General features: G+C 66.9%; 21 protein-coding genes. 9 read left to right on the top strand and 12 right to left on the bottom strand.

The features are described 5' to 3' along the window. Positions 1-105: 105 nt before the first annotated feature. The 3 genes from AC1DZT_RS07490 to AC1DZT_RS07480 form a co-directional block, all read right to left on the bottom strand. On the bottom strand, positions 106-1,230 hold the full coding sequence (locus AC1DZT_RS07490) for an NAD(P)/FAD-dependent oxidoreductase (RefSeq protein ID WP_478005994.1): 1,125 nt from the start codon (positions 1,228-1,230) through the stop codon (positions 106-108). 80 nt (positions 1,231-1,310) lie between these two features. Next, positions 1,311-2,813, bottom strand: coding sequence for an amino acid ABC transporter permease/ATP-binding protein (locus tag AC1DZT_RS07485; RefSeq protein WP_478005993.1), 1,503 nt, complete (start codon positions 2,811-2,813; stop codon positions 1,311-1,313). A gap of 59 nt (positions 2,814-2,872) precedes the next feature. Continuing rightward, on the bottom strand, positions 2,873-3,703 hold the full coding sequence (locus AC1DZT_RS07480) for an ABC transporter substrate-binding protein (RefSeq protein WP_478005992.1): 831 nt from the start codon (positions 3,701-3,703) through the stop codon (positions 2,873-2,875). Between the two features lie 257 nt (positions 3,704-3,960). On the opposite strand from AC1DZT_RS07480, the gene AC1DZT_RS07475 reads away from it, so the two are divergent. The 3 genes from AC1DZT_RS07475 to AC1DZT_RS07465 all read left to right on the top strand — a co-directional run bounded on the left by AC1DZT_RS07475 (position 3,961) and on the right by AC1DZT_RS07465 (position 7,500). After that, on the top strand, positions 3,961-5,031 hold the full coding sequence (locus AC1DZT_RS07475; RefSeq protein WP_478005991.1) for a LacI family DNA-binding transcriptional regulator: 1,071 nt from the start codon (positions 3,961-3,963) through the stop codon (positions 5,029-5,031). Between the two features lie 135 nt (positions 5,032-5,166). Next, positions 5,167-5,739 (top strand): hypothetical protein, encoded by a 573-nt coding sequence (locus AC1DZT_RS07470; RefSeq protein ID WP_478005990.1) that lies wholly within the window; start codon positions 5,167-5,169, stop codon positions 5,737-5,739. 21 nt (positions 5,740-5,760) lie between these two features. Then, a complete protein-coding gene (locus tag AC1DZT_RS07465) occupies positions 5,761-7,500 on the top strand; it encodes a methyl-accepting chemotaxis protein (RefSeq protein ID WP_478005989.1) in 1,740 nt (579 codons plus the stop codon). Positions 7,501-7,706: 206 nt separating this feature from the next. Here AC1DZT_RS07465 and AC1DZT_RS07460 read toward each other — a convergent pair whose 3' ends face one another. From AC1DZT_RS07460 to AC1DZT_RS07435, 6 genes are all read right to left on the bottom strand, one after another. Further along, a complete protein-coding gene (locus AC1DZT_RS07460) occupies positions 7,707-8,297 on the bottom strand; it encodes a helix-turn-helix transcriptional regulator (RefSeq protein WP_478005988.1) in 591 nt (196 codons plus the stop codon). 62 nt (positions 8,298-8,359) lie between these two features. Then, positions 8,360-8,692: a hypothetical protein gene (locus AC1DZT_RS07455; protein WP_478005987.1), complete on the bottom strand. Its 333-nt coding sequence runs from the start codon at positions 8,690-8,692 to the stop codon at positions 8,360-8,362. Next, complete coding sequence (locus AC1DZT_RS07450; protein ID WP_478005986.1) at positions 8,689-9,627, bottom strand: DnaJ C-terminal domain-containing protein; 939 nt, start codon at positions 9,625-9,627, stop codon at positions 8,689-8,691. Before AC1DZT_RS07450 ends, AC1DZT_RS07455 begins: the two co-directional genes overlap by 4 nt. 74 nt (positions 9,628-9,701) lie before the next feature. After that, on the bottom strand, positions 9,702-10,913 hold the full coding sequence (gene arsJ / locus AC1DZT_RS07445; protein ID WP_478005985.1) for an organoarsenical effux MFS transporter ArsJ: 1,212 nt from the start codon (positions 10,911-10,913) through the stop codon (positions 9,702-9,704). Next, positions 10,910-11,920: an ArsJ-associated glyceraldehyde-3-phosphate dehydrogenase gene (locus AC1DZT_RS07440; RefSeq protein ID WP_478005984.1), complete on the bottom strand. Its 1,011-nt coding sequence runs from the start codon at positions 11,918-11,920 to the stop codon at positions 10,910-10,912. The genes arsJ and AC1DZT_RS07440 overlap by 4 nt, the downstream gene beginning before the upstream one ends. Before the next feature lies 1 nt (position 11,921). Further along, positions 11,922-12,722, bottom strand: a complete 801-nt coding sequence (locus AC1DZT_RS07435; RefSeq protein WP_478005983.1) for a metalloregulator ArsR/SmtB family transcription factor — start codon at positions 12,720-12,722, stop codon at positions 11,922-11,924. Between the two features lie 121 nt (positions 12,723-12,843). Between AC1DZT_RS07435 and AC1DZT_RS07430 the strand changes: the two genes are divergently transcribed. Genes AC1DZT_RS07430 through AC1DZT_RS07405 form a run of 6 tightly spaced genes read left to right on the top strand, consistent with a single transcriptional unit; the run spans position 12,844 to position 18,766 of the window. Next, complete coding sequence (locus AC1DZT_RS07430; RefSeq protein WP_478005982.1) at positions 12,844-13,626, top strand: HAD-IIA family hydrolase; 783 nt, start codon at positions 12,844-12,846, stop codon at positions 13,624-13,626. A 53-nt stretch (positions 13,627-13,679) separates the two neighbouring features. After that, positions 13,680-13,907: a hypothetical protein gene (locus AC1DZT_RS07425; protein ID WP_478005981.1), complete on the top strand. Its 228-nt coding sequence runs from the start codon at positions 13,680-13,682 to the stop codon at positions 13,905-13,907. Positions 13,908-13,951: 44 nt separating this feature from the next. Beyond that, a complete protein-coding gene (locus AC1DZT_RS07420; protein WP_478005980.1) occupies positions 13,952-15,571 on the top strand; it encodes an OpgD/OpgG family glucan biosynthesis protein in 1,620 nt (539 codons plus the stop codon). 2 nt (positions 15,572-15,573) lie between these two features. Beyond that, positions 15,574-15,762, top strand: a complete 189-nt coding sequence (locus AC1DZT_RS07415) for a hypothetical protein (RefSeq protein ID WP_478005979.1) — start codon at positions 15,574-15,576, stop codon at positions 15,760-15,762. Positions 15,763-15,771: 9 nt separating this feature from the next. Further along, positions 15,772-17,574, top strand: a complete 1,803-nt coding sequence (gene mdoH / locus AC1DZT_RS07410) for a glucans biosynthesis glucosyltransferase MdoH (RefSeq protein ID WP_478006293.1) — start codon at positions 15,772-15,774, stop codon at positions 17,572-17,574. Then, positions 17,567-18,766, top strand: a complete 1,200-nt coding sequence (locus AC1DZT_RS07405; protein ID WP_478005978.1) for an OpgC family protein — start codon at positions 17,567-17,569, stop codon at positions 18,764-18,766. Before mdoH ends, AC1DZT_RS07405 begins: the two co-directional genes overlap by 8 nt. Here AC1DZT_RS07405 and AC1DZT_RS07400 read toward each other — a convergent pair. The 3 genes from AC1DZT_RS07400 to AC1DZT_RS07390 all read right to left on the bottom strand — a co-directional run bounded on the left by AC1DZT_RS07400 (position 18,763) and on the right by AC1DZT_RS07390 (position 22,841). After that, positions 18,763-21,135 carry a glycoside hydrolase family 3 N-terminal domain-containing protein gene (locus tag AC1DZT_RS07400; protein ID WP_478005977.1) on the bottom strand — a complete coding sequence of 791 codons (2,373 nt, stop codon included), beginning with the start codon at positions 21,133-21,135 and terminating at the stop codon, positions 18,763-18,765. The two genes, AC1DZT_RS07405 and AC1DZT_RS07400, sit on opposite strands and share 4 nt — an antisense overlap. A 115-nt stretch (positions 21,136-21,250) precedes the next feature. Further along, entirely contained in the window at positions 21,251-22,093 is an 843-nt protein-coding gene (locus AC1DZT_RS07395) for a fumarylacetoacetate hydrolase family protein (RefSeq protein WP_478005976.1), read from the bottom strand. Positions 22,094-22,103: 10 nt separating this feature from the next. Next, complete coding sequence (locus AC1DZT_RS07390) at positions 22,104-22,841, bottom strand: SDR family oxidoreductase (protein ID WP_478005975.1); 738 nt, start codon at positions 22,839-22,841, stop codon at positions 22,104-22,106. Positions 22,842-22,852 lie beyond the last annotated feature (11 nt).

The raw sequence follows: 22,852 nt of genomic DNA, 5'->3' as shown, positions 1-22,852 counted from the left end.
TAGAGGGAGCGGGACGGGAAGCAAGAAGATTTTCGCGGAAGGCCGCCTGCGCCAGGGCCGAAGGCCACGCCCGCCCCTTCGCAAGGCAAAGGGGCGGGTGGCCCGTCAGGCAAAGCGCGCCGGGCGGAACGGGGCGAGCATCGGATGCGCCTGGCCCGTCGCGATCTCGAAGGCGAGAAGCTCGCCCGCGATCAGGCCCAGGGTCGCGCCGCTGTGGCTGAAGGCGACGTGATAGCCCGCGATCCCCGGCACCGCGCCAAAGACCGGCTCGCCATCGCCGGGAATGGGCTTCGGCCCGATGCCGTGGCTGGCGAATTCCAGCGTCGGATGCCCCTCCAGAACCTTGGAGGCCTCTTCCAGCAGGCCCGCGATGGTCGAGTCCTTGACCGCATAGGTCCCGTCGCCGTTCACGATGACCTCTTCCTCCGACCAGGCGGAATCGAGCGCCAGCCCGCCGTCGGGCATCGGCCGCACCGCGACGCGGGGGGTGTTGAGCACGGCTTTCAGCCGCAGGGTCAAGGGCTTGGTCCGCACCAACAGGGCAATCGGCGTGCCGTCGTCGATCTTCACCCCGGCCTCCGCCGCCATCGCGGGCACGGCGCCCCCCGTCGCCACCAGCACCGCATCCGCCGCAAAACTGGCGCCCGAAGTCGTGGTGACCCCGGTCGCCCGCCCGCCCGTGACGGTGACCGAGGCGCGGCCCGCGTCGGTGACGATCTTGCCGCCGCGCTCGATGAACTCCGACATCAGCACCTGCACCAGCGAGGGCAGATCGACCCAGCCCTCGCCCGGGTTGAAGATCGCCCCCTGCGGGGTCACAGAACGCGCGGCGATGCCCGGCGTCACGGCGGCAATCTCCTCCGGCGCCAGATGCAGCGCGTCATAGCCCAGCGCCTGTTCATGGGCGAAGACCGCGGCAATCTCGTTGCCCGGACCGTCCGGGTCCCAGGTCAGCGCGCCGTCAAAGCGCAGCCAATCGGCCTGCGGATATTTCGTGGCCAGCGTCCGGTAACGGTCGATCCCCGCCATCCGAAGCGCGTGATAGGGGGCCGAGCGTTTGCGCGCCGAATTGAGCCAGGCCAGCGAGCGGCCCGAGGCCCCCATCGCCATAGGCCCGTCGTTGATCAGCGTGACCTTGATGCCGCGCCGGGCCAGTTGCACGGCGGAGGAGGCGCCGAAGATGCCGCCGCCGATCACGATCACACTGGAAACATTGGAGGATTTTTCCATATCCGGGAACTTTCATTTGCAGGGGAACAGGCCGAAGACGCCGGAAAAGCCCGGGGTCAGCGGCAGGTTTGGGCCGGGTCTCACAGCACCTCGGCCAGGAACAGCTTCAGACGGTCACTTTGCGGCGCATCGAAGATCTGCGCCGGCGGGCCGGCCTCGACCACGCGACCCTCGTCCATGAAGACGACCTGATCGGCGACCTTGCGGGCAAAACCCATCTCATGCGTCACCACGACCATCGTCATGCCACGGCGGCCCAGATCCTCCATCAGGGTCAGCACGCCCTTGACCAGTTCGGGATCAAGCGCGCTCGTCACCTCGTCGAAGAGGATGATCTCCGGCTCCATCGCCAGCGCGCGGGCGATCGCGACGCGCTGCTGCTGGCCGCCCGAAAGATTGCCGGGCCGATGGTCGGCGCGGGTGGCAAGGCCCACATCGGCCAGCCGTGCCGAGGCGATCCGCGCCGCCTCGGCCCGCGGCATGCCCTTGATCTTCGTCAGCGAGAGCATGACGTTCTCCAGCGCCGTATGGTCCGGGAACAGGTTGAAATGCTGGAACACCATGCCGACCCGGCGGCGCAGCTTTTCGGGCTGCATGGCCAGAATGCTCTGCCCGTCCAGCCGGATATCGCCGCCCTTCGGTTCCACCAGCCGGTTGAGGCAGCGCAGCAGCGTCGACTTGCCCGACCCCGAAGGCCCGATGATGCAGGTCACCGTCCCCGGCTTCACCGTCAGGCTGACGCCTTTCAGCACATCCAAAGTGCCGTAAGCCATCGCCAGCCCCTCGACCTCCAGACTGCCGCCCTTGAAGCGGTTGGCGGCGACGGGGGCGGCAGCCACAAGCTCGCCCACCTCGGCCAGACCGCTGGTCAGCGTGGGCCTTTTGCCCACCCGCAAGCGCCGGTCGATCAGGTTGACGACATGCGTCAGGGGCACGGTGATCAAGAGATAGAAGATCCCCGCCAGCAGCAAAGGCGACAGGTTCCCCGTCACCACGGCCTGATCCTGCCCCACCCGGAAAATCTCGCGCTCCGAGGCCAACAGCCCCAGGAAATAGACCAGGCTCGAATCCTTCACATTGCCGATGAACTGGTTGACCAAGGCCGGCAGCACCCGGCGGATACCTTGCGGAATGACGATCAGCCGCATGCCCTGGCGGTAATTCATGCTCAAGGCCCGGCAGGCCTCCATCTGGCCACGCTCGACACTTTGGATGCCCGAGCGGAAGATCTCGCCGATATAGGCCCCGGCGATCAGGCTCAGCGCCAGGATGCCCAGAGGATAGGGCGAGGGGCCGAAAATCTCGCGCCCGATGCGGGCAAAACCCTGTCCGATCAACAGGATGGTCACGATGGCCGGCAGGCCGCGGAAGATGTCGGTATAGATCTGCGCCGGGTAACGCAGCCAGCGCGACTGCGAGATGTTCATCACCGCCAGCACCATGCCCAGCACCACCCCCAGCACGGTCGAGGCCGAGGCGAGGATCAGCGTGTTCTTCAACCCGGTGGTAATCATCATCGGCAGAACCTCTGCCATCGCCTGCCAGTCCAGGAAACTGCGGCGCAAATTCTCAAGCCAGTCCATTCATGCCCCTCGGTTTTGAAGGTCGTGGCCGCAGACCCCTGCCTGCGGCCAGATCCATGTCACTTGGGCAGATATTCCGCCGGCATCGGCGAACCGGGGAACCACTTCTCGTAAAGCGTCTTCCAGGTGCCGTCCTGCATCGCCTCATGCAGCCCCTTGTTCAGCGCCGCCTTGAAGGCCTCGTTGCCCTTGCGGATCACAAAGCCTGCGGGCGCGTCGAACGAAGGGATATTGACCGCGATCACCAGCCCGGGGAACTGGCTGCCATATTGCTTGGCCGCCTCGTAATCGAGGAAATGCGCATCCACCGTGCCGTTGTTCAACGCGGCAATGGCCGAGTTGTTGTCGGGGAATTTCACCAGGTCCGTGCCGGTGAAATTCTTGGTGGCATAGATCTCCTGCAAGGTGCCCTGCACCACGCCCAGCCGCTTGCCCTTCAGCCCCGCCGCATCGGTGATCGCCTTGTCCGCCGTCAGCACCGACAGATAGCCCGCCAGATAGCCGTCCGAGAAATCCACCGTCTCCTTGCGCTTTTCGGTCGTCCCGATCGCCGCCACCGCCACGTCAAAGCGGCCATTGGCCACCGAAGGCATCAACGCCGAGAAATCCTGGCCGGTGAAGACCACCTGATCCGGCTTGAAGCCCATCCGCCCCACGACATTGAGGAAAAGCTCGATGTCAAAGCCGGTGAAGCTGCCATCCGCCTGGGTGAAGGCATAGGGCTTGGCATCGCCCATCGTGCCCACGCTGATCGTCTTGGCGTCGATCAGGCCATAGGGGTTGTCCTCGGCCATCGCCGGCGCGGCCATGGCAAGCCCCGCCACCGCCAGGGTCAGCGCCACAGCCCCCCGGCGCAGGGGCCCCGCCAGTGCGGTGAACATTCCGGTCATGCGCATTTTCCATCTCCACTGTGAAGGTTTGTTGCTCTTGTCCTTCCCGGCGCCGCCTTTGCGGGTCCGGGTCGTTTTCCGGTCGGATCGCAGCCCCGCTCCGCGCCCCGGACGCAGGCGCCCGGACGGAACATTCTGGCTCTCACACCGACTTTTTCGCGATTGAGACCGGTCTTTTCGCGCTTGAGACCGGTCTCTTTCACAATCGTTAGCTATGAGTTGACCGTCCGTCAACATTTCTTGTAGGGATTTCTCAGATGACGAAAAAACCCACCAAAGCGCGTTCCGTGACCGTCCTTGACGTGGCCCAGGCGGCCCGGGTGTCCAAGGCCACGGCGGCGCGCGTGCTGGGCGGCTACGGGGTCGTCAGCGAAAAGATCCATGACGCGGTGATGGCGGCGGCCAAGGCCTTGGATTACCGGCCCAATGAACTGGCCCGCTCCATGACGACCGGCAAATCCGGCATCATCGGCGTGGTGGTCGGCGATATCGAAAACCCCTTCTTCAGCCTCGCCGTCCGCGGCATTTCCGATGCGGCCAAGGCCGCGGGCTTCAACGTCATCCTTGCCAATTCCGGCGAGACGATCGAGGCGGAAAAAGCCGCTGTCCAGCTGATGATCGGCAAAAGGGTGGACGGGTTGATCGTCACCCCCGCCGAATCACGCGACACCGCCCATCTGCACGAGGTCCAGCGTTCCGGCCGTCCTTTGGCGCTTCTCGACCGCGCCCTGCCCGATCTGGAGGTTGACACCGTCACCGTCGATGACCGCGCCGCAGCCGAGGCCGCGACCCGCCTGCTCGTCGCCGCCGGCCACCGCCGCATCGCCTATCTGACCGCCGTCAGCGACCGCGGGGCCGAGTTTCACGACCTCGCCCAGCTTTACACCACCTCGGTCCGCGAAAGGGTCGAGGGGTTTCTCGCGGTCTGCCGTCAGGCCGGGATCGCGGCGCCGGAAAGCCTCGTCTGCCTCGGCGCCACCAGCCCCGAGGCGACGCGCAGCCTGGCCGCCCGCCTGTTCTCCGGGCCCGAAAGGCCGACCGCCATCATCGCCTCCGACAGCCTGATCGGGCTGGAGATCTTCAAGGCGATCCGCGCACATGGGCTGCGGATGCCGCAGGATATCTCCTTGATAACCTTCCATGATGCCGACTGGACCAGCGTCACCAGCCCGCCGATCACCGTGATCGACCAGCCGGTCTACGCCTTGGGCAAAAGCGTCGCCGACCTCTTGATCCGCCGGCTGAAGGGCGAAAGCCCGGCGCCGCAAAGGCTGATCCTGAACACCGCCCTCATCGCCCGCGGCTCGGTCGGCCCGGCGCCCGCCTAGGCCGGGCACTCCTTCGGAATAGCTGCATTTTTATGCAGGACGGGGATGGGCCTTAAGCCTTGGGCAAGGCTTTGCCCGCACTCTCCCCCCATCGCCGCCTCGGGAGCGGGGGCGATTCGTGCAAAGGAGATTGCAATGAAGCTCATCCGACTTGCGGCACTTCCGCTGCTGTTTCTGGCCCAGACCGCCTGGTCCGCCGACTATCAGGGCGCGATGAAGGCCTATCTGGACGATTCGATCCGTGCCTGGGCCGAAGATCCCGCCCTGGTCGCCGCCATCACCGCCGCCAACGCCGACCGCGCCGCCTTTGACCAGGCCAAGATCGACAGCCTCGACGCCGCCTGGAAGGCCGAGGTGGGGCAAGCCGACACGCCTACCATCACCCCGGTGATGACCAATGCCGCCGCCGATTTCCTGCGCCACAAGGTCGAGGAATCGGGCGGCAAGATCACCGAGGCTTTCATCACCGACGCCAAGGGCCTGAACGTCGCCGTCTCGGCGCCGACCTCCGACATGTGGCAGGGGGATGAGGACAAGTTCACCAAGGTCTTCCCCGCCGGCGAAAATGGCGTGCTGTTCGGCGATGTCGAACTGGATGAATCGACCCAGACCTACGAGGGGCAGATCTCGATCACCATCGTGGACCCCGCGACCAAGGCCGCGATCGGCACCATGACGATCGGCGTCAATGCTGATGCCTTGATGTAAGGCAAGGGGAAGGGGGTCTTCATGTCACGCAGTTCCAACCGCGCGTTCAGCATCCTGCATCTGTCGATCTTCGGCAAATGTCTGGCGATGGTGGCGGTCATCACGGCCCTCGTGGCCGGGCTCATCACCTTCAACGCCTCGGGCATGTTGCGCGACGTGGCCAAGAAAGGGCTGCGTGGCCAGGCCTTTGACACGTCGCAAAGCCTCGCGCGCGAGGTGGCGGGGGCCATCAAGTTCGGCAAGGACAGCGCGGTCAGCGCCACCTTTGACCAGCTCTTGAAACGCGAGAATGGCCTGCTGATCGGCACGATCGCCTTTGCCCCCTCGGGCGAGGCGCGGATCAGATCGGGCGAACTTGACGACCCCACCCGGCAACTTCTGACCAGCTTGGCCGCGAGGGCCGCCATCTCCGGCCAGGTTGAAACCGACGCCACCGGCCTGATGGTCGCCGCCCCCGCGCTTTTCGGCGAAAAGGCCGACAAGGCCGGCGTCGTCGCCACCCAATGGTCCACCGCCAGCCTCGAGGCCGAATATGGCGCGCTGCAGCTGCGGGCAATCCTGATGGCGGTGGCGGTCTTCGTGGTGCTTCTCGCCGTCGGCGCCTGGGTCCTGCACCGCGCCCTGCGGTTGCCGCTGCTGGCGATTTCCGGCGCGATGGACCAGGTCGCCAATGCCGATTACGTCACGGCCATCCCGATGACGTCCCGCCGCGACGAGGTCGGCCGCATCGCGCAATCGCTCGACGTGATGCGCCACGGCCTTGGCCTCGCGCTGAAGGACCGCGAGATGCACGAGCGTGAGGCCGGGGTGCAGAAACAGGTGGTGCAGGCCATGACAGAGGCGCTGCGCAAGCTGGCCGCGGGCGACCTGTCCAGCCGCCTGCCCGCCACCTTCCCGCCCGAATACCAGCAGCTGCAAAGCGACTACAACTCGGCGGTTGAGGGGCTGTCCAAGGCGCTGCTCGCCGTGATCGAAACCGCCGGCCAGATCGAGGCCGGGGCCAATGACATCAACCGCCAGTCCGCCAACCTGTCGCAGCGCACCGAAAACCAGGCCGCCACGCTGGAGGAAACCGCCGCCGCGATGGACGAGCTGACCGCCAATGTCCGCGCCGCGGCCACCGGCACCCAGGAGATTGAACTGGTGGTCCAGCAGGCCCAGACCGAGGCGAGCCAAAGCGGCAGCGTTGTGCAAAGTGCCGTCAACGCCATGCAGGAGATCGAGAAATTCTCCGGCCAGATCTCCACCATCATCGGGGTGATCGACGATATCGCCTTTCAGACCAACCTCCTGGCGCTCAACGCCGGGGTGGAGGCGGCCCGGGCGGGCGAGGCCGGACGCGGCTTTGCCGTCGTCGCCTCGGAGGTGCGCGCTTTGGCTCAGCGCAGCTCCGAAGCGGCGCGCGAGATCAAATCCCTGATCACCGGCAGCGCCCAGCAGGTCGCCAAAGGCGTGGATCTGGTCGGCAAGGCCGGGCAGGCCCTGTCCAGCATCGTGGTGCGGGTCCAGAACATCTCTGGCCTGATGTCCGGCATCGCCAGCGGCGCCGGGGCGCAATCGGGCAGCCTGAACGAGATCAACATCGGCGTGGCGCAACTCGATCAGGTCACCCAGCAGAACGCCGCAATGGTGCAGGACGCCACGAGGTCAAGCGAGGATCTGAGCCGCCAGGCGCAGGAACTCGTGTCCCTCGTCTCGGTCTTCAAGACCGCAGACGAGCCCCCCGCCGCCGCAGGCATGCGCCGGGCCAGTGGCTTCTGACCTGGGTCAGGCGGGCACGGGGGCAGGCTGACGCGGGGCAGATAGGCGGAGGTCATGCAGGCGGAACCCGGGAAGGAGGAGCCGAGCCAGAAGGAGCCCCGGCAATCGGCGCCCGGACCCGCGTCACGCTGAAGGGTCAGGGCGATCCGGTCAAAACCGCTCTACCCGGGCCAACTCTGCCAATCGGGTCAACCCTGGCAACTGGGTCAGTCTTGCGGCGTGGCAAGGCCTTCGGCCAGCAGGTCCTCGACGAAGAAGGCGGCGAACTGGGTGCGCCCGGCGACGCCGGCCTTGGCATAGATCCGCGCCAGCTGCGCCCGCACCGTCCCCGTGGCCGCGCCGCGCGCCTGGGCGATCTCGGCCACATCCATGCCTTTGAGCGCCAGCAGCCCGACATCACGCTCCGCCGGGGTCAGCGCCCAAAGCTGGAACTGGCGGCGGACCAAGTCGGAAAAGGCGCCGCGCGCCGCCTCCAGCGCCGCCGCCTGTTCGCCCATCTGGCGCAGGGTGCGGCGCACTTCGGCGGCGGTCACCAGAATGCCGATGCCCAGCGCCAGCGCCACCGGCACCTCGGTCAAGGGATGCGCCTGACCCGGATCGCGCCACAACTCGGCGAGGGCATCGCAGACGAAGTAAAGTGCGGCGCAGGCCTGCAGGACCAGCGCCCCGATCAGCAGGCGCGGCCGGCGCGATGCCGCCCCCTTGCGCGGGCCGGGCGCCGCTGCGGCTGGTAGAGGCGCCCGCTCTGACTCCTCAGGGACGGGTGCGACCACTACCAGGGGCGAACGAGGTTCCATCCGACGTCTCCGATCCGAAATCATCTGCATATCAATAGCTTGCAACCCCGAAGGGCGCGACGTCAGCCCTCTTCCTCCAGCCGCGCGCCGATCCGCGCCCGGACCTCGGGCGGCTCGGAGGCGATGACCCGACAGATCGCCCTGAGGTCGCGGCGGGCGGCATGCAACTGGTCCACCAGGCTGATCACCAGCCCGAGGCCATCCTCGTCGAGGTCAAACTCCTCGGTCAGCTCGCAGAGCAGCTCGATCCGCGCCAGGTCGATCCGGCGGAAACTCGGCCCGTCAAGACCCTCGACCGGCAGGACGATCCGCGCCTCGACAAAGCGCGCGAGGCGCAGCTCGGTCAGGCGCGGCACGGCCAGAAGCACCTCGGTCCGCGAATAGATCTCGCTCATGCCTCCCCCCCTTCGAACAGACCCTTGCGCGGGTCCTGTGGATGGCTCTTGCGCCAGGTTTCCATGAAAGCCGCCAGTTCGGCATCGACGGCCGGCGGCAGGACGATGCGCAACTCGACCAGCTGGTCGCCCGGCTCTCCCTTGGCCCGGTGCACGCCGCGCCCGCGCAGGCGCAGGACCCGCCCCGAGGAGGCGCCCTTGGGAATGCTCAGGTTGACCGGCCCGTCGATCGTCGGCACCGCGACCTTGGCCCCCAGCACCGCCTCGTCCAGCGAGATCGGCAGCGTCACATGGATATCGTCGCCCTCGCGCAGGAACACCGGATGCGGCCCGACGGTCAGGGTGATCAGCGCATCGCCATTCGGCCCGCCACCCGAGCCCGGCCCGCCCTTGCCGCGCAGCCGCAGGGTCTGGCCATCATGGGCGCCGGCCGGGATCGTCACCTCGACATGGCCGACATCGGGCAGGGTGATGCGCGACTTGGTGCCGCGCACGGCATCGAGGAAGGGCACATCGAGGGTGAAGCGCAGGTCATGTCCGGGCAAGGGAAAACCCTCATCGCCAAAGCCGCCGAAGCCGCCGCGCCCGCGACCCTGACGGCGCAGCATCTCGGCAAAGATATCCGCCGGGTCGCCCTGCGGCTCGTAGCCCGGGCGATAGCTGTTGCCCGGCTGGTCGGCGAAGTCGCGGTAAAAGCGCCGCTCCGGCTTTTCCGCGCCCGAGGCGTCGATCTCGCCCGCGTCAAAGCGGGCCCGGGTCGCGGGGTCCTTCAACAGGTCATAGGCGGCCGAGATGGCCTTGAACTTGGCCTCGGCGGCCTTGTCATCGGGGTTCAGATCGGGGTGGCTGGATTTCACCAGCTTGCGATGGGCCTTCTTGATCTCTTCCGCGGTGGCGGTGCGGGTCAGCCCAAGGACGGCATAGGGGTCTTGCATCGAACTACCTCAACCAGGCGCGACAGTTGCCGCGCGACGTATCCTGCACCGGAACGGCCGGGCCTCGCCTTGATTTATGTCAGGCTCAACCGCCGCATGGCAAGCCAGCTTGCCAGGGCCAACGCCGCCGCCGTGGCCAGACAGAGGGGCAATCCGCCGATCTGATAGCTGAGCCCCGACAAGGCGGTGCCCAGAAGCCGCCCCGCCGCATTGGCCATGTAGTAAAAGCCCACATCCATCGTCACCCGGTCGGCCCGGGCGAGGTCGAGGATCAGGTAGGAATGCAGCGCGGAATTGAGCGCGAAGACATAGCCGAAGGCCAGAAGCCCGAGGACCAGCACCCAGGCCAGACCCGCCGGCTGCAGGCCGATCCCCGGCGCCGCCGCCGCCAGAACGGCGAGCGTCAGGGGGATCGGCCACAAAACCCCTGCCCAATGCCGCGCCTGCGCCAGAGCTGCTCCCTTCCGCAAGATCTGCGGCGCAAACCCCTGCACCGCGCCGTAGGCCATGGTCCAAAGCGCCATGAAGCCGCCGATCAGGTAAAACCCGTTCTGCCCGCCCAGCACCGACTGGAAGAAGACCGGCACACCGACCACGAACCAGACATCCCTTGCGCCGAACAGAAACAGCCGCGCCACGGCCAAGAGGTTGATCCGGCGGTCTTTCGACCAGACTTGGGTGAATTTGGCCGCCTTGCTGCCCCCCGGCAGGCCGCGCGGCAGAAAGGCCGCGACCGCCAAGAGGATCAGCGCCAGCACCAGCGCCATCGCCCAAAGGGCCGCCACGAAACCCAAGCCCGCCAGCAAGGCCGCGCCCAGGAAGAACCCGGCCCCCTTCACCGCATTCTTCGACCCGGTCAGCACCGCGACCCAGCGGAAGAGCGCCCCCTCCCCCTTCGGCGCCAGCACCTTCACCGCCGATTTCGACGACATCTTGGCCAGATCCTTGGCCACGCCCGACGCACCTTGCACCGCCGTCACGAAGCCGACCGAGACTGCCACGCTCCACCCCGGGTCCAGCTGCGCCAGGGCCAGAAGCGCCGCGATCTGCACGCCCAGCCCGGCATACAAGGTGCTCGCCAGCCCAAAGCGCGCCGCCAGCCAGCCGGCGGAGAGGTTGGTCACCACCCCGGCCAGTTCGTACAGCAGAAACAGCCAGGCCAGCTGGATCGGCGAAAAGCCCAAGGCGTTGAAATGCAACAGAACCAACAGCCGCAAGGCCCCGTCCGACAGCATGAAGGCCCAATAGGCCGCCGTCACCGCCGCATAGGCGCGCAGGCCGTTCATAGGCCCGCAGCCACCATCCGGGCGACATCGGCCAGCCGGCAGGCATAGCCCCATTCGTTGTCATACCAGGCGTAGATCTTCACCTGCGTCCCTGCCACGACCATCGTGCTGCCCGCATCGACAATCGCCGAGCGCGGGTCGTTGAGGTAATCCGAAGAGACCAGCTCCCGCGTCTCATACCCCAGGATCCCCCGCAACACCCCCTCGGAAGCCGCCTGAAACAGCGCGTTCACCTCCGCCACAGAAGTCTCGCGCGCCACTTCGAAAACGCAATCGGTTAGCGACGCATTCAGCAAGGGCACCCGCACCGCATGGCCATTCAGCCGCCCGGCAAGTTCGGGATAAATCAGCGTGATCGCCGTGGCCGACCCGGTCGAGGTCGGGATCAGGTTCATCAGGGCCGAGCGCGCCCGCCGCATGTCCTTGGCCGGGCGGTCGACGATGGTCTGGGTGTTGGTCACATCATGGATCGTGGTGATCGAGCCATGCCTTATGCCGATCCCCTCATGGATCACCTTGACCACCGGGGCGAGGCAATTGGTCGTGCAACTCGCCGCCGTCACCAGATGGTGCCGGCCCGGATCGTAAAGCTGGTGGTTCACCCCATAGACGAGGTTGAGCGCCCCGCCGTCCTTGACCGGGGCGGAAACCACCACCTTCTTCACCCCTGCCGCGTAATAGGGCGCGACCTTGGCCGCGGTCTTGAAGACCCCGGTGCAATCGATCACCAGATCGACGCCAAGCTCTGCCAAAGGCAGATCCTCGATCCGCCTCGCCCCGGTCACGCGGATCTTCTGCCGCGCCAGCGTCAGGCTCCCGGCATCCCAGGCCACGGCGCGCGGCCAGCGGCCGTGGACCGAATCGAACTCCATCAGCAGGGCCAGCTGTTCGGGCCCCGCACCCGGTTCGTTGATCAGCACGATCTCGCCGCCCGCGCCCGTGTCGATCAGGTCGCGCAGCGCCAGCTTCCCCATCCGGCCGAGGCCGTTGATCGCAATCCGTGTCATCTCAATTCTTTCCGATCCGGTCGATGTGCTGTTGCAGGTCCAGCCGCGCCAGCCCCTCGAAGGGCAAGGCGGCAAAGGCGAGGATGCGGCGGCGCAAGGCGCCATAGCTGGCCGCAAAGGCCAGGGCGCGCTCGGCTGGCGTGCCGGTGGCCTTGGCCGGGTCGGGCAGGCCCCAATGCGCGGTCAGGGGCTGGCCGGGACAGGGCGCGCAGTCCTCGGCGGCGGCCAGATCGCAGACGGTGAAAACGAAATCCATCGGCAAGCCATTGACCGCGCTCAGGGATTTGGAGTGCAGCTCTGCGGTGTCATGGCCCCCGCGCGCCAGAACCTCCAAGGCGAAAGGGTTGGGCGCCGCAGCGGGATTGGTCCCTGCCGAGAAGGCGTGGAACCGCCCCTGCCCCAGATCGCGCAGCAAGGCCTCGGCAAAGATCGAGCGCGCCGAATTGCCCGAGCAGATGAACAGCACGTTCCAGACCCGTCCCCGGGCCAGTTCGGGCAGCGCAGGCAACAGATCGGGCCGCCCCCCGCCGCAGTCCTGAACCAGATAGGCGACCAGATCCGCCACCTCTGCCATCCGAACCGTGTAGCAAAGCGAGCGTCCCTGCCGCGTGGCCGTGATCAGCCCGGCACGCTCCAGATCGGCGAGGTGGTGCGACAGGGTGTTGGCGCGCAGGTCCAGCGCCGCCGCGATCTCGGTCGGGCGGGCGCCCTGCGGCGCAAAGCGCATGAGAAGGCGAAAGACCGCAAGCCGGTCCTTGTGGCCAAGGGCGGCAAAGGCGGCGAGGGGCGGGGCATGTTCCATATTTCCTGAATATTGGAAATATCACCCCGATCAAGTGAAGCTTTTGTAACGGAAACGCGGCCTTTCGCCCCGCGAGGCAAGCGGCTAGCCTGTCGCAGGATCACCGGCGGATGAGGGCAAGATGACGTTCTGGCAGCAGCTTACCGGGGTGATCAGCGACCTCGACGGGGTGATCTACCGCGGCGATGCGCCGATCCCCTCGGCCATCGCGGCCTTTCAGCGCTGGCATGCGGCGGGCCTGCCCTATGCTTTCGTCACCAACAACTCGACCCGGAGTGCGGCGGATTTTGCCGCCAAGATCAGCGGCATGGGCATCCCCGTCACCGAAGCCCGCGTGGTGACCAGCGCCAGCGCCGTGGCCGATCTGATCGCGACCCGGCATCCGCCCGCGACCCCGGTCCTCGTCGTCGGCGCCCCCGCCCTGCAAGAGGCGGTGACGGCGCGGGGCTTCACCTTGTCTGCGGAGGCGGAGGTGGTCGTGGTAGGCCTCGACCGCGATTTCAGCTACCGGACCCTGGCCCTGGCGCAGAAGGCGCTGCTGGCCGGGGCCGCCTTCTATGCGACCAACGCCGACCCGATGATCCCCAGCGCCACCGGCTTCGACCCCGGCGCAGGCTCAGTCCTGCGCGCGATCGAGGTGGCCTCGGGCCGCACCGCCACCGTCGTCGGCAAGCCCGGCCGCCAGATGATCGACCGCGCGGTGCAGATCCTTGGCACCGCGCCCGCCACCACGCTGATGATCGGCGACCAGATCGAGACCGACATCCGCGCCGGCCATGCCGCGGGCGTGGCGACCCTTCTGGTGCGCACCGGCATGCCCGAGGCCGGCCCCCGCCCGCTGGAGCCGGACTTCGACCTCGCCGATCTGGGCCAGATCCCCGCGCAGGCTTTTGCCAAAGCATGAGGCAGCCCGGGCGGAGCCCCGCCGAGCGCCGCCAAGACGCCTGAATACCCGCTATGCGCAAAACGCATGGGCAGGGGCAATTTTCGTCAATTTCCGGCCTGAAAACGACCGAAAGCGCGCGAATATTCCCGCTTTTGCGCCTTTTGCAGGTGCAGCATTTTTCAAAGGGGCAAAAATTGGGCATTTGCCCGAAAACGCCATCAAAATCCGCACAAGCCTCTTCAACTTGCTTTGAAGCACGCTTGCGAGTTGATACCGATATCTTCTATATGCCCCCTTGAGATCAGCGGTCCGACTCGGAAAAACCCTTAAGTTTCCCATCACTATGAAAAATTACGGCATCCTCAGCGTCGCTACCTCCCGTCGTGCGCTTCTCAGTGCTGCGGCGGTTTTCGGCACGGCTGCTGTCCTGCTGCCGGCCCGGCTGCGTGCCCAGGATACCAGCACGCAACCCCCCGCAGCCGCCCCGACCGATGCGGCACCGCGGCAATTTTCCTTTGATATTCTGACAGATGAGATGAAGGCGCTGGCGGCCACCCCGCATACCACCGCCCCCGCGCCCGAGGGTTTTCTGGGCACGCTGACCTATGACGACTACCGCCTGATCCGCTTCCGCGACGACCGCGCGCGGTGGAGCGAGACCGGTTCCGCCTTCCGTCTGGCGGCTTTTCACATGGGCTGGCTCTTTGCCGAGCCGGTGGTGATCTATGACGTGGCCGATGGCCAGGCGACCGAGATTCGATTCTCGACCGATGATTTCGAATATCTGAACGCCCTGGCCAGCCGGGTGCCCGAACATGCCGTCCTGCCCGGCGTCGCGGGGTTCCGGCTGAACTATGCGCTGAACCGTCCCGACAAGCTGGACGAACTGGCGACCTTCGTCGGTGCCAGCTACTTCCGCGCGCTCGGCCGCGATTCCGCCTATGGGCTGTCGGCCCGCGGTCTCGCCGTCAACACCGCCACCGCCCAGGGCGAGGAATTCCCCCGCTTCTCGAACTTCTATCTGGAGCGCGGGCCGGCGGGCAGCCAGAGCCTGACCGTCTATGCCACGCTCGACGGCCCCAGCGTGACCGGCGCCTACCGCATCGTCGTCACCCCGGGCGCCGCCACGATGATGGAAGTCACCGCGCGCCTGTTCTTCCGCAAGGATGTCGAGGAGCTGGGGATCGCCCCGCTCACCTCGATGTTCCTCTATTCCGAGAAGAACCGCGCCGGCTATGACGACTACCGCCCCAATGTGCATGACAGCGACGGCCTGCGCATCGTCCGTTCGGATGGCGACATCATCTGGCGCCCGCTGAACAACCCGCCGCAGCTCGCCGGCAGCTATTTCCCCGAAACCGCTCCCAAGCGCTTCGGCCTGCACCAGCGCGACCGCCGTTTCGAAAGCTTCGAAGACCTCGGCGCGCGCTACGAACGCCGCCCCACGGCCGAGGTCGAGCCTCTGGGCGACTGGGGCAAGGGCTTTGTCCGTCTGGTGGAAATCCCCTCCGACAACGAGGCGAACGACAACATCGTCGCCTATTGGGTGCCCGAGGCCAAGGCCGTCGCCGGTGGCACGCTGGAGATGTCCTATCGGCTCTACTGGGGCGATCTGCCGCATGATGATCTCGAACCGCTCGCCTATGTAGATGAGACGCGGGCCGGGCATGGCGGGGTTTCCGGCGCGCAGGCCAAGCCGGGCGAACGCAAGTTCGTCATCGATTTCCGGGGCGGCCTGCTGGGCGTCCTCGACAATGATGCCACCGTCGAGCCGGTGGTGACGATCGGCAATGGCACGCTGGTCGGAACGACGCTCGAGAAGATCACGGGAACCAACCTGTGGCGGCTTGTCATCGATGTCTCGGCCGATGCGGGCAATGTTGTGGAATTGTCGGCACATATCGCCGGCTATGAACGCCGTTTGACGGAACTGTGGCTTTATCAATGGGTCAGCGCGAAATGAGCATGATCGACACCTCTGTGATTTCCGAAACCGCGGCGCTTGTGCGCAAGCGCGGTGCGCTTCCCGTGGCCCCTCTGGCCATGCCGGTGCAACGGCTGGAATGGCCGCGCCGCCGGATGGGCCGCTTTGCCCTTCTGTCTCTGGCCCTGCGGGGCGCCGTTCTGGGGCGGCCGACGCGCACCGGGCGGTGAGCCTTGGCTCTGACAGGGCCTGAGGGCCGCACCTACCTTACCAGGACACTGGCCCTGACCTGCAGCCTTGCTGCCGGCTTCGGGGCCTTTGCGCTTTTTCTGAACTATGGCGCAAGCGATGGTCTGGATGCGGCGGATTGGGTGCGCTCGGGTCTGATCTGCGTCTCGACCTTCTGGCTGGCCTGGGGGGCGGCGCAGGCGCTGGCCGGTCTGACCACCCGCCCGCCGAAGCCGCCGCGCGATGCCGGCCCGCTGCGCACGCCGACCGTGGTGCTGGTCCCGGTCTACAACGAAGACCCGATTGCCGCCTTTGCCCGTGTCGCCGTGATGGATGCCGCCATCCGAGCCGCCGGGGCGGCCGAATTCTTCCATTTTGCCATCCTCTCCGACACCCGCGACGATGCGATCGCCCGGCGCGAGGAGGCCTGGTTCCTGCGCCTTCTGGACGAGACCGGCGGCGAGGGCCGGATCTTCTACCGCCGCCGCAGCGTGAACCGGGGCCGCAAGGCCGGCAATATCGAGGAATTCATCACCGGCTCCGGCGCCGCTTACGAATTTGCGATCATCCTCGACGCCGACAGCCTGATGGAGGCCGCCACCCTGATCGAGATGGTCCGCCGCATGGTCGCCGCCCCCGATCTCGGCCTGTTGCAGACGCTGCCCAAGATCATCAACGCGACCTCGCGCTTCGGGCGGCTGATGCAATTCTCGGCCTCCTTCTACTCGCCGGTGTTCTGCCGCGGGCTGGCGATGATGCAGGGCAAGACCGGGCCCTTCTGGGGCCATAACGCGATCATCCGCGTCCGCGCCTTTGCCGAAAGCTGCGGCCTGCCCGCGCTGGCCGGGGCGCCGCCCTTCGGCGGCCATATCCTGAGCCACGATTACGTCGAGGCCGCGCTTCTTGCCCGCAAGGGCTGGGTCGTGCGGGTGGATGACGATCTGGAAGGCTCCTACGAGGAAGGCCCCGAGAACATCGTCGACCACGCCAAGCGCGACCGCCGCTGGGCGCAGGGCAACCTGCAGCACTCGCGCCTTTTGCTCGCGCCCGGCCTGAAGGCCTGGAGCCGCTTTGTGTTTCTGCAGGGCATTCTGGCCTATGTTTCCTCGCTTTTGTGGCTGAGCTTCCTTCTGGCTTCCATCGTGGCGCCGCTCTTTGCGCCGCCGGTCGATTACTTCCCGATCGAGGGCTGGCCCTTCCCCGTCCTGCCGCCGAGCGAGGCTTTGAAGGCGATTGCCTTGGGTCTGGGGATCGTCGGCCTCCTGTTCGTGCCGAAGTTCCTGATCCTGATCGACGCCATCCTGCGCGGCCGCAGCCGTGGCTTCGGCGGGCCGGCCGAGACGGCGAAATCGGTGCTGGTCGAGCTGGCCTATACCTCCGTCGCGGCGCCGGTCTTCCTGATGTACCAGACCCGCTCGATCCTGCAGGTGGTGATGGGCTGGGATGGCGGCTGGCCGGCGCAGGTGCGCGGCGATGGTACGCTGTCGCTGCGCGAGGCCTGGGCGGCAAGCCGCTGGATCGTCGGCTGCGGCGTGGTCGGGCTGCTCCTGATCCATTTCCTGGCCGAGCATCTGCTTTTGTGGCTCTTGCCGGTGGCCGGCCCGATGGTGGCCGCCCCCTATATCATCGCCTGGTCCTCGCGCCCGGCGCGCTCGCTTCCCTTCCCGACGCCCCTGACCCTGCGCCGCCCGGCGCTGGTGATCGCACATCAGGCCCTGGTCACCCGCTGGGAGACCGAGGGTGTGATGGGGCGCCGCGCCCCCCTGCCCCAACCTGCCCCCGATTGCGCGGCCGAGGCTCTGCCGGGTGCCTGAAACCCCCGCTCCCCTGCCCTCCCGCGACCCGGCAACGGGCCGCGCGGAAGCCGCATCGCCGCGTGTTGCGCCGCCGCGCGAGCCGCGCCTGGACGTGTTCCGCGGCCTTTGCCTCGTGATGATCTTCATCAACCATGTGCCGGGCAACCTCTTCGAACACGCCACCTCGCGCAACTTCGGCTTTTCCGACGCGGCCGAGGGCTTTGTCCTGATGTCGGGCGCCGCCGCCGGTCTGGCCTATTCCTCGGCCTTCCGGGCGCCGGTGCGGCTTTGGCCGGCGCTTGGGCGGATCTGGGGGAGGGTCTGGACCCTTTACCTCGTGCAGATGCTGATGACGCTGGGCGCTCTGGCCATCGCGGCGGCGACGGTTCAGGCCACCGGCGACAGCCAGATCCTGTTTCAGAACAACATGGGCTGGCTCTGGCATCACCCGGTGCAGACGCTGATCGGCCTGCCGCTTCTGGTGCACCAGTTCTACTACCTTGATATCCTGCCGCTTTACATCCTGCTGCTGATCGCCTCGCCGCTGTTCCTGTATGCGGCGCTGCGGCGGCCGGGCTGGCTTCTGGCCGGGTCGATCGCGGTCTGGGCGGGCTGCGGGCTGGCGCGGCTGACCTTCTACACCTGGCCGGTCGGGCAGGAATGGCAGTTCAACCCCCTGGCCTGGCAGCTGATCTTCGTCATCGGCCTCTTGCTCGGGGTCTCGCTCAAACAGGGGCGGCGGCTGGTCGCGGTCAGGCCCTGGCTTCTGGGGGCGAGCCTCGCCTACCTCGCCCTCGCGCTGGTCGACAGCCAGTGGCAGGACTTCACCGACGCCTTCGGCAATGCGCTCTGGTACCTCAAGGACAAGCTTGGCGTGCCCTGGATCCTGACCGATTTCGACAAGCGCTATCTGACCGCGCCCCGGCTCTTGCATGTGCTGGCCCTGGCCTATGTCGTCTCCTGCCTGCCGGTTCTGCGCCGGTTCTGCGCCAGCCCCTGGGCCGCGCCGCTGGCGCTTCTGGGGCAGCATTCCCTGCCGGTCTTTGCCCTCGGCAGCGTGCTGGCCATCGGGGCGCAGGGCCTCTTCAACGCCTATGGCCACGGGATTGCCAACGATATCCTGCTGATCGGCCTTGGCCTTGGCCTGCAACTGGCGCTTGCCAAGACCCGCAGCCTCTGGCTCAAGGCGCGCAAACCGGCCAGCGCCTAGCGGCGCCAGACCACGCGCAGCGCCTGCACCGTCTCGGCATCCGGGCCCAGCATCACATCGAAAGCCCCCGGCTCCCAGATCTGCACCGCATCGGCAATCGTGCTGCCCTTCCAGAAGCGCAGATGTTCCACCGTCACCTCGAAGACCACGTCGCCGCGCGCGCCGGGCTCCAGCGTGATCCGGGCAAAGCCCTTCAACTCCCGCCGCGGCCGCGAGATCGAGCAGACCGGGTCGTGCAGATACATCTGCACCAGCGCCGTCCCGGCCCGGGTGCCGGTGTTGCTGACCTCCATCGCCACGCGCAGCACATCGCCCTCGCCCGCCAGCGCCAGCTTGTCGGCCCGCGGCGCGCCATAGGCAAAGCTGGTATAGGTCAACCCGAAGCCCGCCGGAAACAGCGGCGTCGCAGGCTCCTCCAGGATCGTCGCGGTGGAGAATTTGCGGAACACATGGCGCCCCGCCGCATCCACCTCGGCATCGCCGGCAAGATCCACCCCGATGCCGGAACCGGGCCGCCCGGTCGGCAGATCCTCGGTCCGCAAGGGCAATTGCCCGACGCTGCGCGGCAGCGCGATGCTGAGGTGACCCGTTGGCGCCACCTTGCCGAAAAGCACATCGGCCAGCCCATGCCCGCCCTCGTTGCCCGGCTGCCCGGTCCAGATCAGCGCATCGACCAGCGGCAGTTCCGCCGTCAGGGCCAGGGGTCGCCCGGCCATCGCGATCAGGATCAGGGGCTTGCCCGCCGCCCGCGCCGCCTTGGACACGGCGCGCACCAGGGCGCCCTGCGCGCCGGGCAAGGTGATGTCCGCCCGCGTCGCACTTTCTCCGGCATGTTCCTTGGCCTCGCCCAGACAGAGGACCACCACCTCCGCCGCAGCCACCGCCGCCAGCGCCTCGGCCAGCATCGCCTTGGCGCTTTCCGGCCCGATCACGACCGAGGGCATCCAGGCGTTATGGATGTTCAACCGCTCCGCCAGGTTCGGATCATCGACGATGTTGCAGCCCTTGGCATGCAGGACCCGGCACTTGCCCGAGGCCGCCGCCCGGATCCCCTCCAAGAGGGTCACCGAATGGTCGGGCACCACGTCCAGCGCCCAGGTGCCCTGCAAATCGATCCGGTCATCGGCCAGGGGCCCGATCACCGCGATGCTGCCAAGGTCGGGCGACAGCGGCAGCACCTTGTCATTTTTCAACAGAACGCAGCACTTTGCCACCGCTTCCCGCACCAAAGCGACATTTTCCCGCGTATAGGTCACCGCATCGCGGCGGGCGCGGTCGAGCCCGATATAGGGGTTGTGAAACAGGCCCAGCCGGTATTTCGCCGCCAGAACCTTGCGGCAGCGCGCGGTGATCTCCGCCTCGGTGATCGGCCCGGCGCTGAAGGCCCCGCCTTCTGCATCGTGAAAGCGGTCCGGGTCGCGCCCGCCCTCCTCGACCAGACCGCGCAGATAGGTCAGGTAAGCCTGGCTCACGAGGTCGATATGCACCCCGGCCTTGAAGGCGAGATAGGCCGCCTCGCGCCCATTGGCGGCAATGCCATGGTTGACCAGTTCGGGGTCAATCGCGGTGAAATCGGTGACGATCAGCCCGTCAAAGCCGAAACGGTCCATCAGCACATCGCGCAAAAGCGCCCGGTTCGCCGTGGCCGGAATGTCGTTGATCGTGTTGAACGACACCATGACCGCCCCCGCCCCGGCGAGGATTCCGGCGCGAAACGGCTCCATGACGCGGCAGAGCGTCATCGGGCTGGCCTCGACCCCGGCATAATCGCGCCCCGCCATCGCAAGGCCATAGCCCGCGAAATGTTTCAGCGTCGCCATGAACCGGTCGGGCCGGGCCAGGTCGCCATCGGCGCCCTGATAGGCCTGCACGATGGTTTCGGCGATCTTCATGCCAAGGTACGGAAACTCGCCATTGCCCTCGGCGATCCGGCCCCAGCGCGCGTCGTAACAGATGTCGAGCATCGGCGCCCAGTTGATGTTGACCCCATCCGCCCGCGCCTCGCGCGCCGTCATCGCGTTGATGCGGGCGATGAGGTCGAGGTCCCAGGAACAGGACAGCGCGAGCGGGATCGGCCCGCCGGTCCGGTAACGCTGGATGCAGTCGCGGCCAAACAGCAGCGGGATGCCGTTCGGCCCCTCGCGCAGGCTCGACTCCTGCAGGGCGCGGCGCTCGGTCACATCGCCGCCGGCCGAGGCGCCGCCGATCTGGCCGCGCCGGATCATCGTCTCGGTATCGACCGAGGTGGCGACCCCGGTCGTGTCGATCCCCGCGCCGCCCGGATAGTTGAGCTGTCCGATCTTCTCATCCAGCGTCATGCGCGCCAGCAGCGCGTCCAGAAAGGCCTTGGCCTCTGCGGGCTCGCTCACTTGGGTCTGCTCCGGCGGATAGGTGGTTAACGGTTTCCTAAGGAAATTCGCGAAACCGTGGTTTATCAAGAAGATAAAGGGGATTGCACGCGTGCAATCCCCCGGTTTTCACGCCTCAGTCGGCGATCACGTCCTGCCTTTGCTGGCCCAGACCCGCGATGCCCAGCTCGACCACATCGCCCGCCCGCAGATATTGCGGCGGCTTCATCCCCATGCCGACGCCGGGCGGGGTGCCGGTCGAAATCACATCGCCCGGATGCAGGGTCATGAACTGGCTGAGGTAGGAGACGACGAAAGCCGCGCCATAGACCATGGTCTTGGTGGAGCCATTCTGCATGGTCTGCCCATTCACGGTCAGCCACATCGACAGATCCTGCGGATCGGCCACCTCGTCGCGGGTGACGAGCCAGGGCCCGATCTGGCCGAAGTTGTCGCAGGACTTGCCCTTGGTCCACTGCCCGGCCCGTTCGGTCTGGAAGGCGCGTTCGGAGACATCGTTGGTCACGGCAAAGCCCGCGACATAGGACAGGGCATCGCCCTCGCTCACATATTTCGCGGTCTTGCCGATGATGACGGCCAGCTCGACCTCCCAGTCGGTCTTGACCGAGCCGCGCGGGATGATGATCGGGTCGTTCGGCCCGCAGATCGCCGAGGTGGCCTTCATGAAGATCACCGGCTCCGGCGGCACCGCCATGCCGCTTTCAGCAGCGTGGTCGGCATAGTTGAGGCCGATGCAGATAAACTTGCCGGTGCCGGCGACGCAAGGCCCGAGGCGGGTGGTATGGTCCACCACCGGCAGGGTCGCCGGATCGATGCCACGCAGCATCGCGATCCCGGTGTCCGACAGCACCGCGCCGCCGATATCGGGCACAAGGCCCGACAGGTCGCGGATCGTGCCATCCTCATGCATCAGGCCGGGTTTCTCGGCCCCTCTGGGTCCGTGGCGCAGAAGTTTCATCGTTCTCTCCTCAGGTATTGGCCCAACCGCCGTCGATCACATGCGCGACCCCGGTGGTATAGCTGGATTCGTCGCTGGCAAGGTAAACCACCAGATGGGCAATCTCTTCCGCCTTGCCGATGCGGCCGATCGGCTGGCGGGCGATGAAGGCCTTCTTCGCGGCCTCGTAATCGCCGGTATCGCGCAGGCGCTGGTCCAGGCTCGGGCTTTCGACCGTGCCCGGGCAGATCGCATTGGCGCGGATGCCCTTGGTGATGAAATCGGCGGCGATGCTCTTGGTCAGGCCGATCACCCCGGCCTTGGTCGCGCCATAGACAAAGCGGTTGGGCGCGGCCAGGACCGAGCCTGCAACCGAGGCCATGTTGATGATCGACCCGCCACCGCCCGCGATCATCGCCGGCAGGAAGGCTTTGCACATCCGGTACATCGCCGTCATGTTGAGGTTCATCGAGAAGGCCCATTGCTCCTCGTCACAGTCGAGGATCGTGCCGGCGGCGACGAAGCCCGCGCAGTTGAAGAGCACATCCAGCGCGCCGATCTCGGCGGCGGCGGCCTCGATCGCCTCTTTGTCCAGCACGTTCAACAGCCGCGTCGCGATCCCCTCGGCGGCGAGGCTTTCCAGCGCCGCGGCGTTGATATCGGCGGCGATCACCTCTGCCCCCTCGCTGTGCATCGCGAGGACCGTCGCCCGCCCGATGCCCTGCCCGGCTGCCGTCACCAGCGCCTTTTTCCCTGCAAGCCTGCCCATTCCATCCCTCG

It is taken from the genome of Rhodobacter sp. P1_C2 (assembly GCF_056406375.1).
Note: the sequence above shows the minus strand (reverse complement) of the source record. Positions and strands in the feature narration are given on the sequence as shown.

What these genes read in the sequence shown, in the direction of transcription:
- AC1DZT_RS07450 (WP_478005986.1), bottom strand. Translation starts at nt 9,627, where the DNA reads ATGCAAGACCCCTATGCCGTCCTTGGGCTGACCCGCACCGCCACCGCG.
- AC1DZT_RS07415 (WP_478005979.1), top strand. Translation starts at nt 15,574, where the DNA reads ATGATCGACACCTCTGTGATTTCCGAAACCGCGGCGCTTGTGCGCAAG.
- AC1DZT_RS07390 (WP_478005975.1), bottom strand. Translation starts at nt 22,841, where the DNA reads ATGGGCAGGCTTGCAGGGAAAAAGGCGCTGGTGACGGCAGCCGGGCAG.
- AC1DZT_RS07480 (WP_478005992.1), bottom strand. Translation starts at nt 3,703, where the DNA reads ATGACCGGAATGTTCACCGCACTGGCGGGGCCCCTGCGCCGGGGGGCT.
- AC1DZT_RS07395 (WP_478005976.1), bottom strand. Translation starts at nt 22,093, where the DNA reads ATGAAACTTCTGCGCCACGGACCCAGAGGGGCCGAGAAACCCGGCCTG.
- AC1DZT_RS07470 (WP_478005990.1), top strand. Translation starts at nt 5,167, where the DNA reads ATGAAGCTCATCCGACTTGCGGCACTTCCGCTGCTGTTTCTGGCCCAG.
- AC1DZT_RS07485 (WP_478005993.1), bottom strand. Translation starts at nt 2,813, where the DNA reads ATGGACTGGCTTGAGAATTTGCGCCGCAGTTTCCTGGACTGGCAGGCG.
- AC1DZT_RS07420 (WP_478005980.1), top strand. Translation starts at nt 13,952, where the DNA reads ATGAAAAATTACGGCATCCTCAGCGTCGCTACCTCCCGTCGTGCGCTT.
- AC1DZT_RS07425 (WP_478005981.1), top strand. Translation starts at nt 13,680, where the DNA reads ATGCGCAAAACGCATGGGCAGGGGCAATTTTCGTCAATTTCCGGCCTG.
- AC1DZT_RS07455 (WP_478005987.1), bottom strand. Translation starts at nt 8,692, where the DNA reads ATGAGCGAGATCTATTCGCGGACCGAGGTGCTTCTGGCCGTGCCGCGC.
- AC1DZT_RS07440 (WP_478005984.1), bottom strand. Translation starts at nt 11,920, where the DNA reads ATGACACGGATTGCGATCAACGGCCTCGGCCGGATGGGGAAGCTGGCG.
- arsJ (WP_478005985.1), bottom strand. Translation starts at nt 10,913, where the DNA reads ATGAACGGCCTGCGCGCCTATGCGGCGGTGACGGCGGCCTATTGGGCC.
- AC1DZT_RS07435 (WP_478005983.1), bottom strand. Translation starts at nt 12,722, where the DNA reads ATGGAACATGCCCCGCCCCTCGCCGCCTTTGCCGCCCTTGGCCACAAG.
- AC1DZT_RS07465 (WP_478005989.1), top strand. Translation starts at nt 5,761, where the DNA reads ATGTCACGCAGTTCCAACCGCGCGTTCAGCATCCTGCATCTGTCGATC.
- AC1DZT_RS07460 (WP_478005988.1), bottom strand. Translation starts at nt 8,297, where the DNA reads ATGGAACCTCGTTCGCCCCTGGTAGTGGTCGCACCCGTCCCTGAGGAG.
- AC1DZT_RS07430 (WP_478005982.1), top strand. Translation starts at nt 12,844, where the DNA reads ATGACGTTCTGGCAGCAGCTTACCGGGGTGATCAGCGACCTCGACGGG.
- AC1DZT_RS07475 (WP_478005991.1), top strand. Translation starts at nt 3,961, where the DNA reads ATGACGAAAAAACCCACCAAAGCGCGTTCCGTGACCGTCCTTGACGTG.
- AC1DZT_RS07490 (WP_478005994.1), bottom strand. Translation starts at nt 1,230, where the DNA reads ATGGAAAAATCCTCCAATGTTTCCAGTGTGATCGTGATCGGCGGCGGC.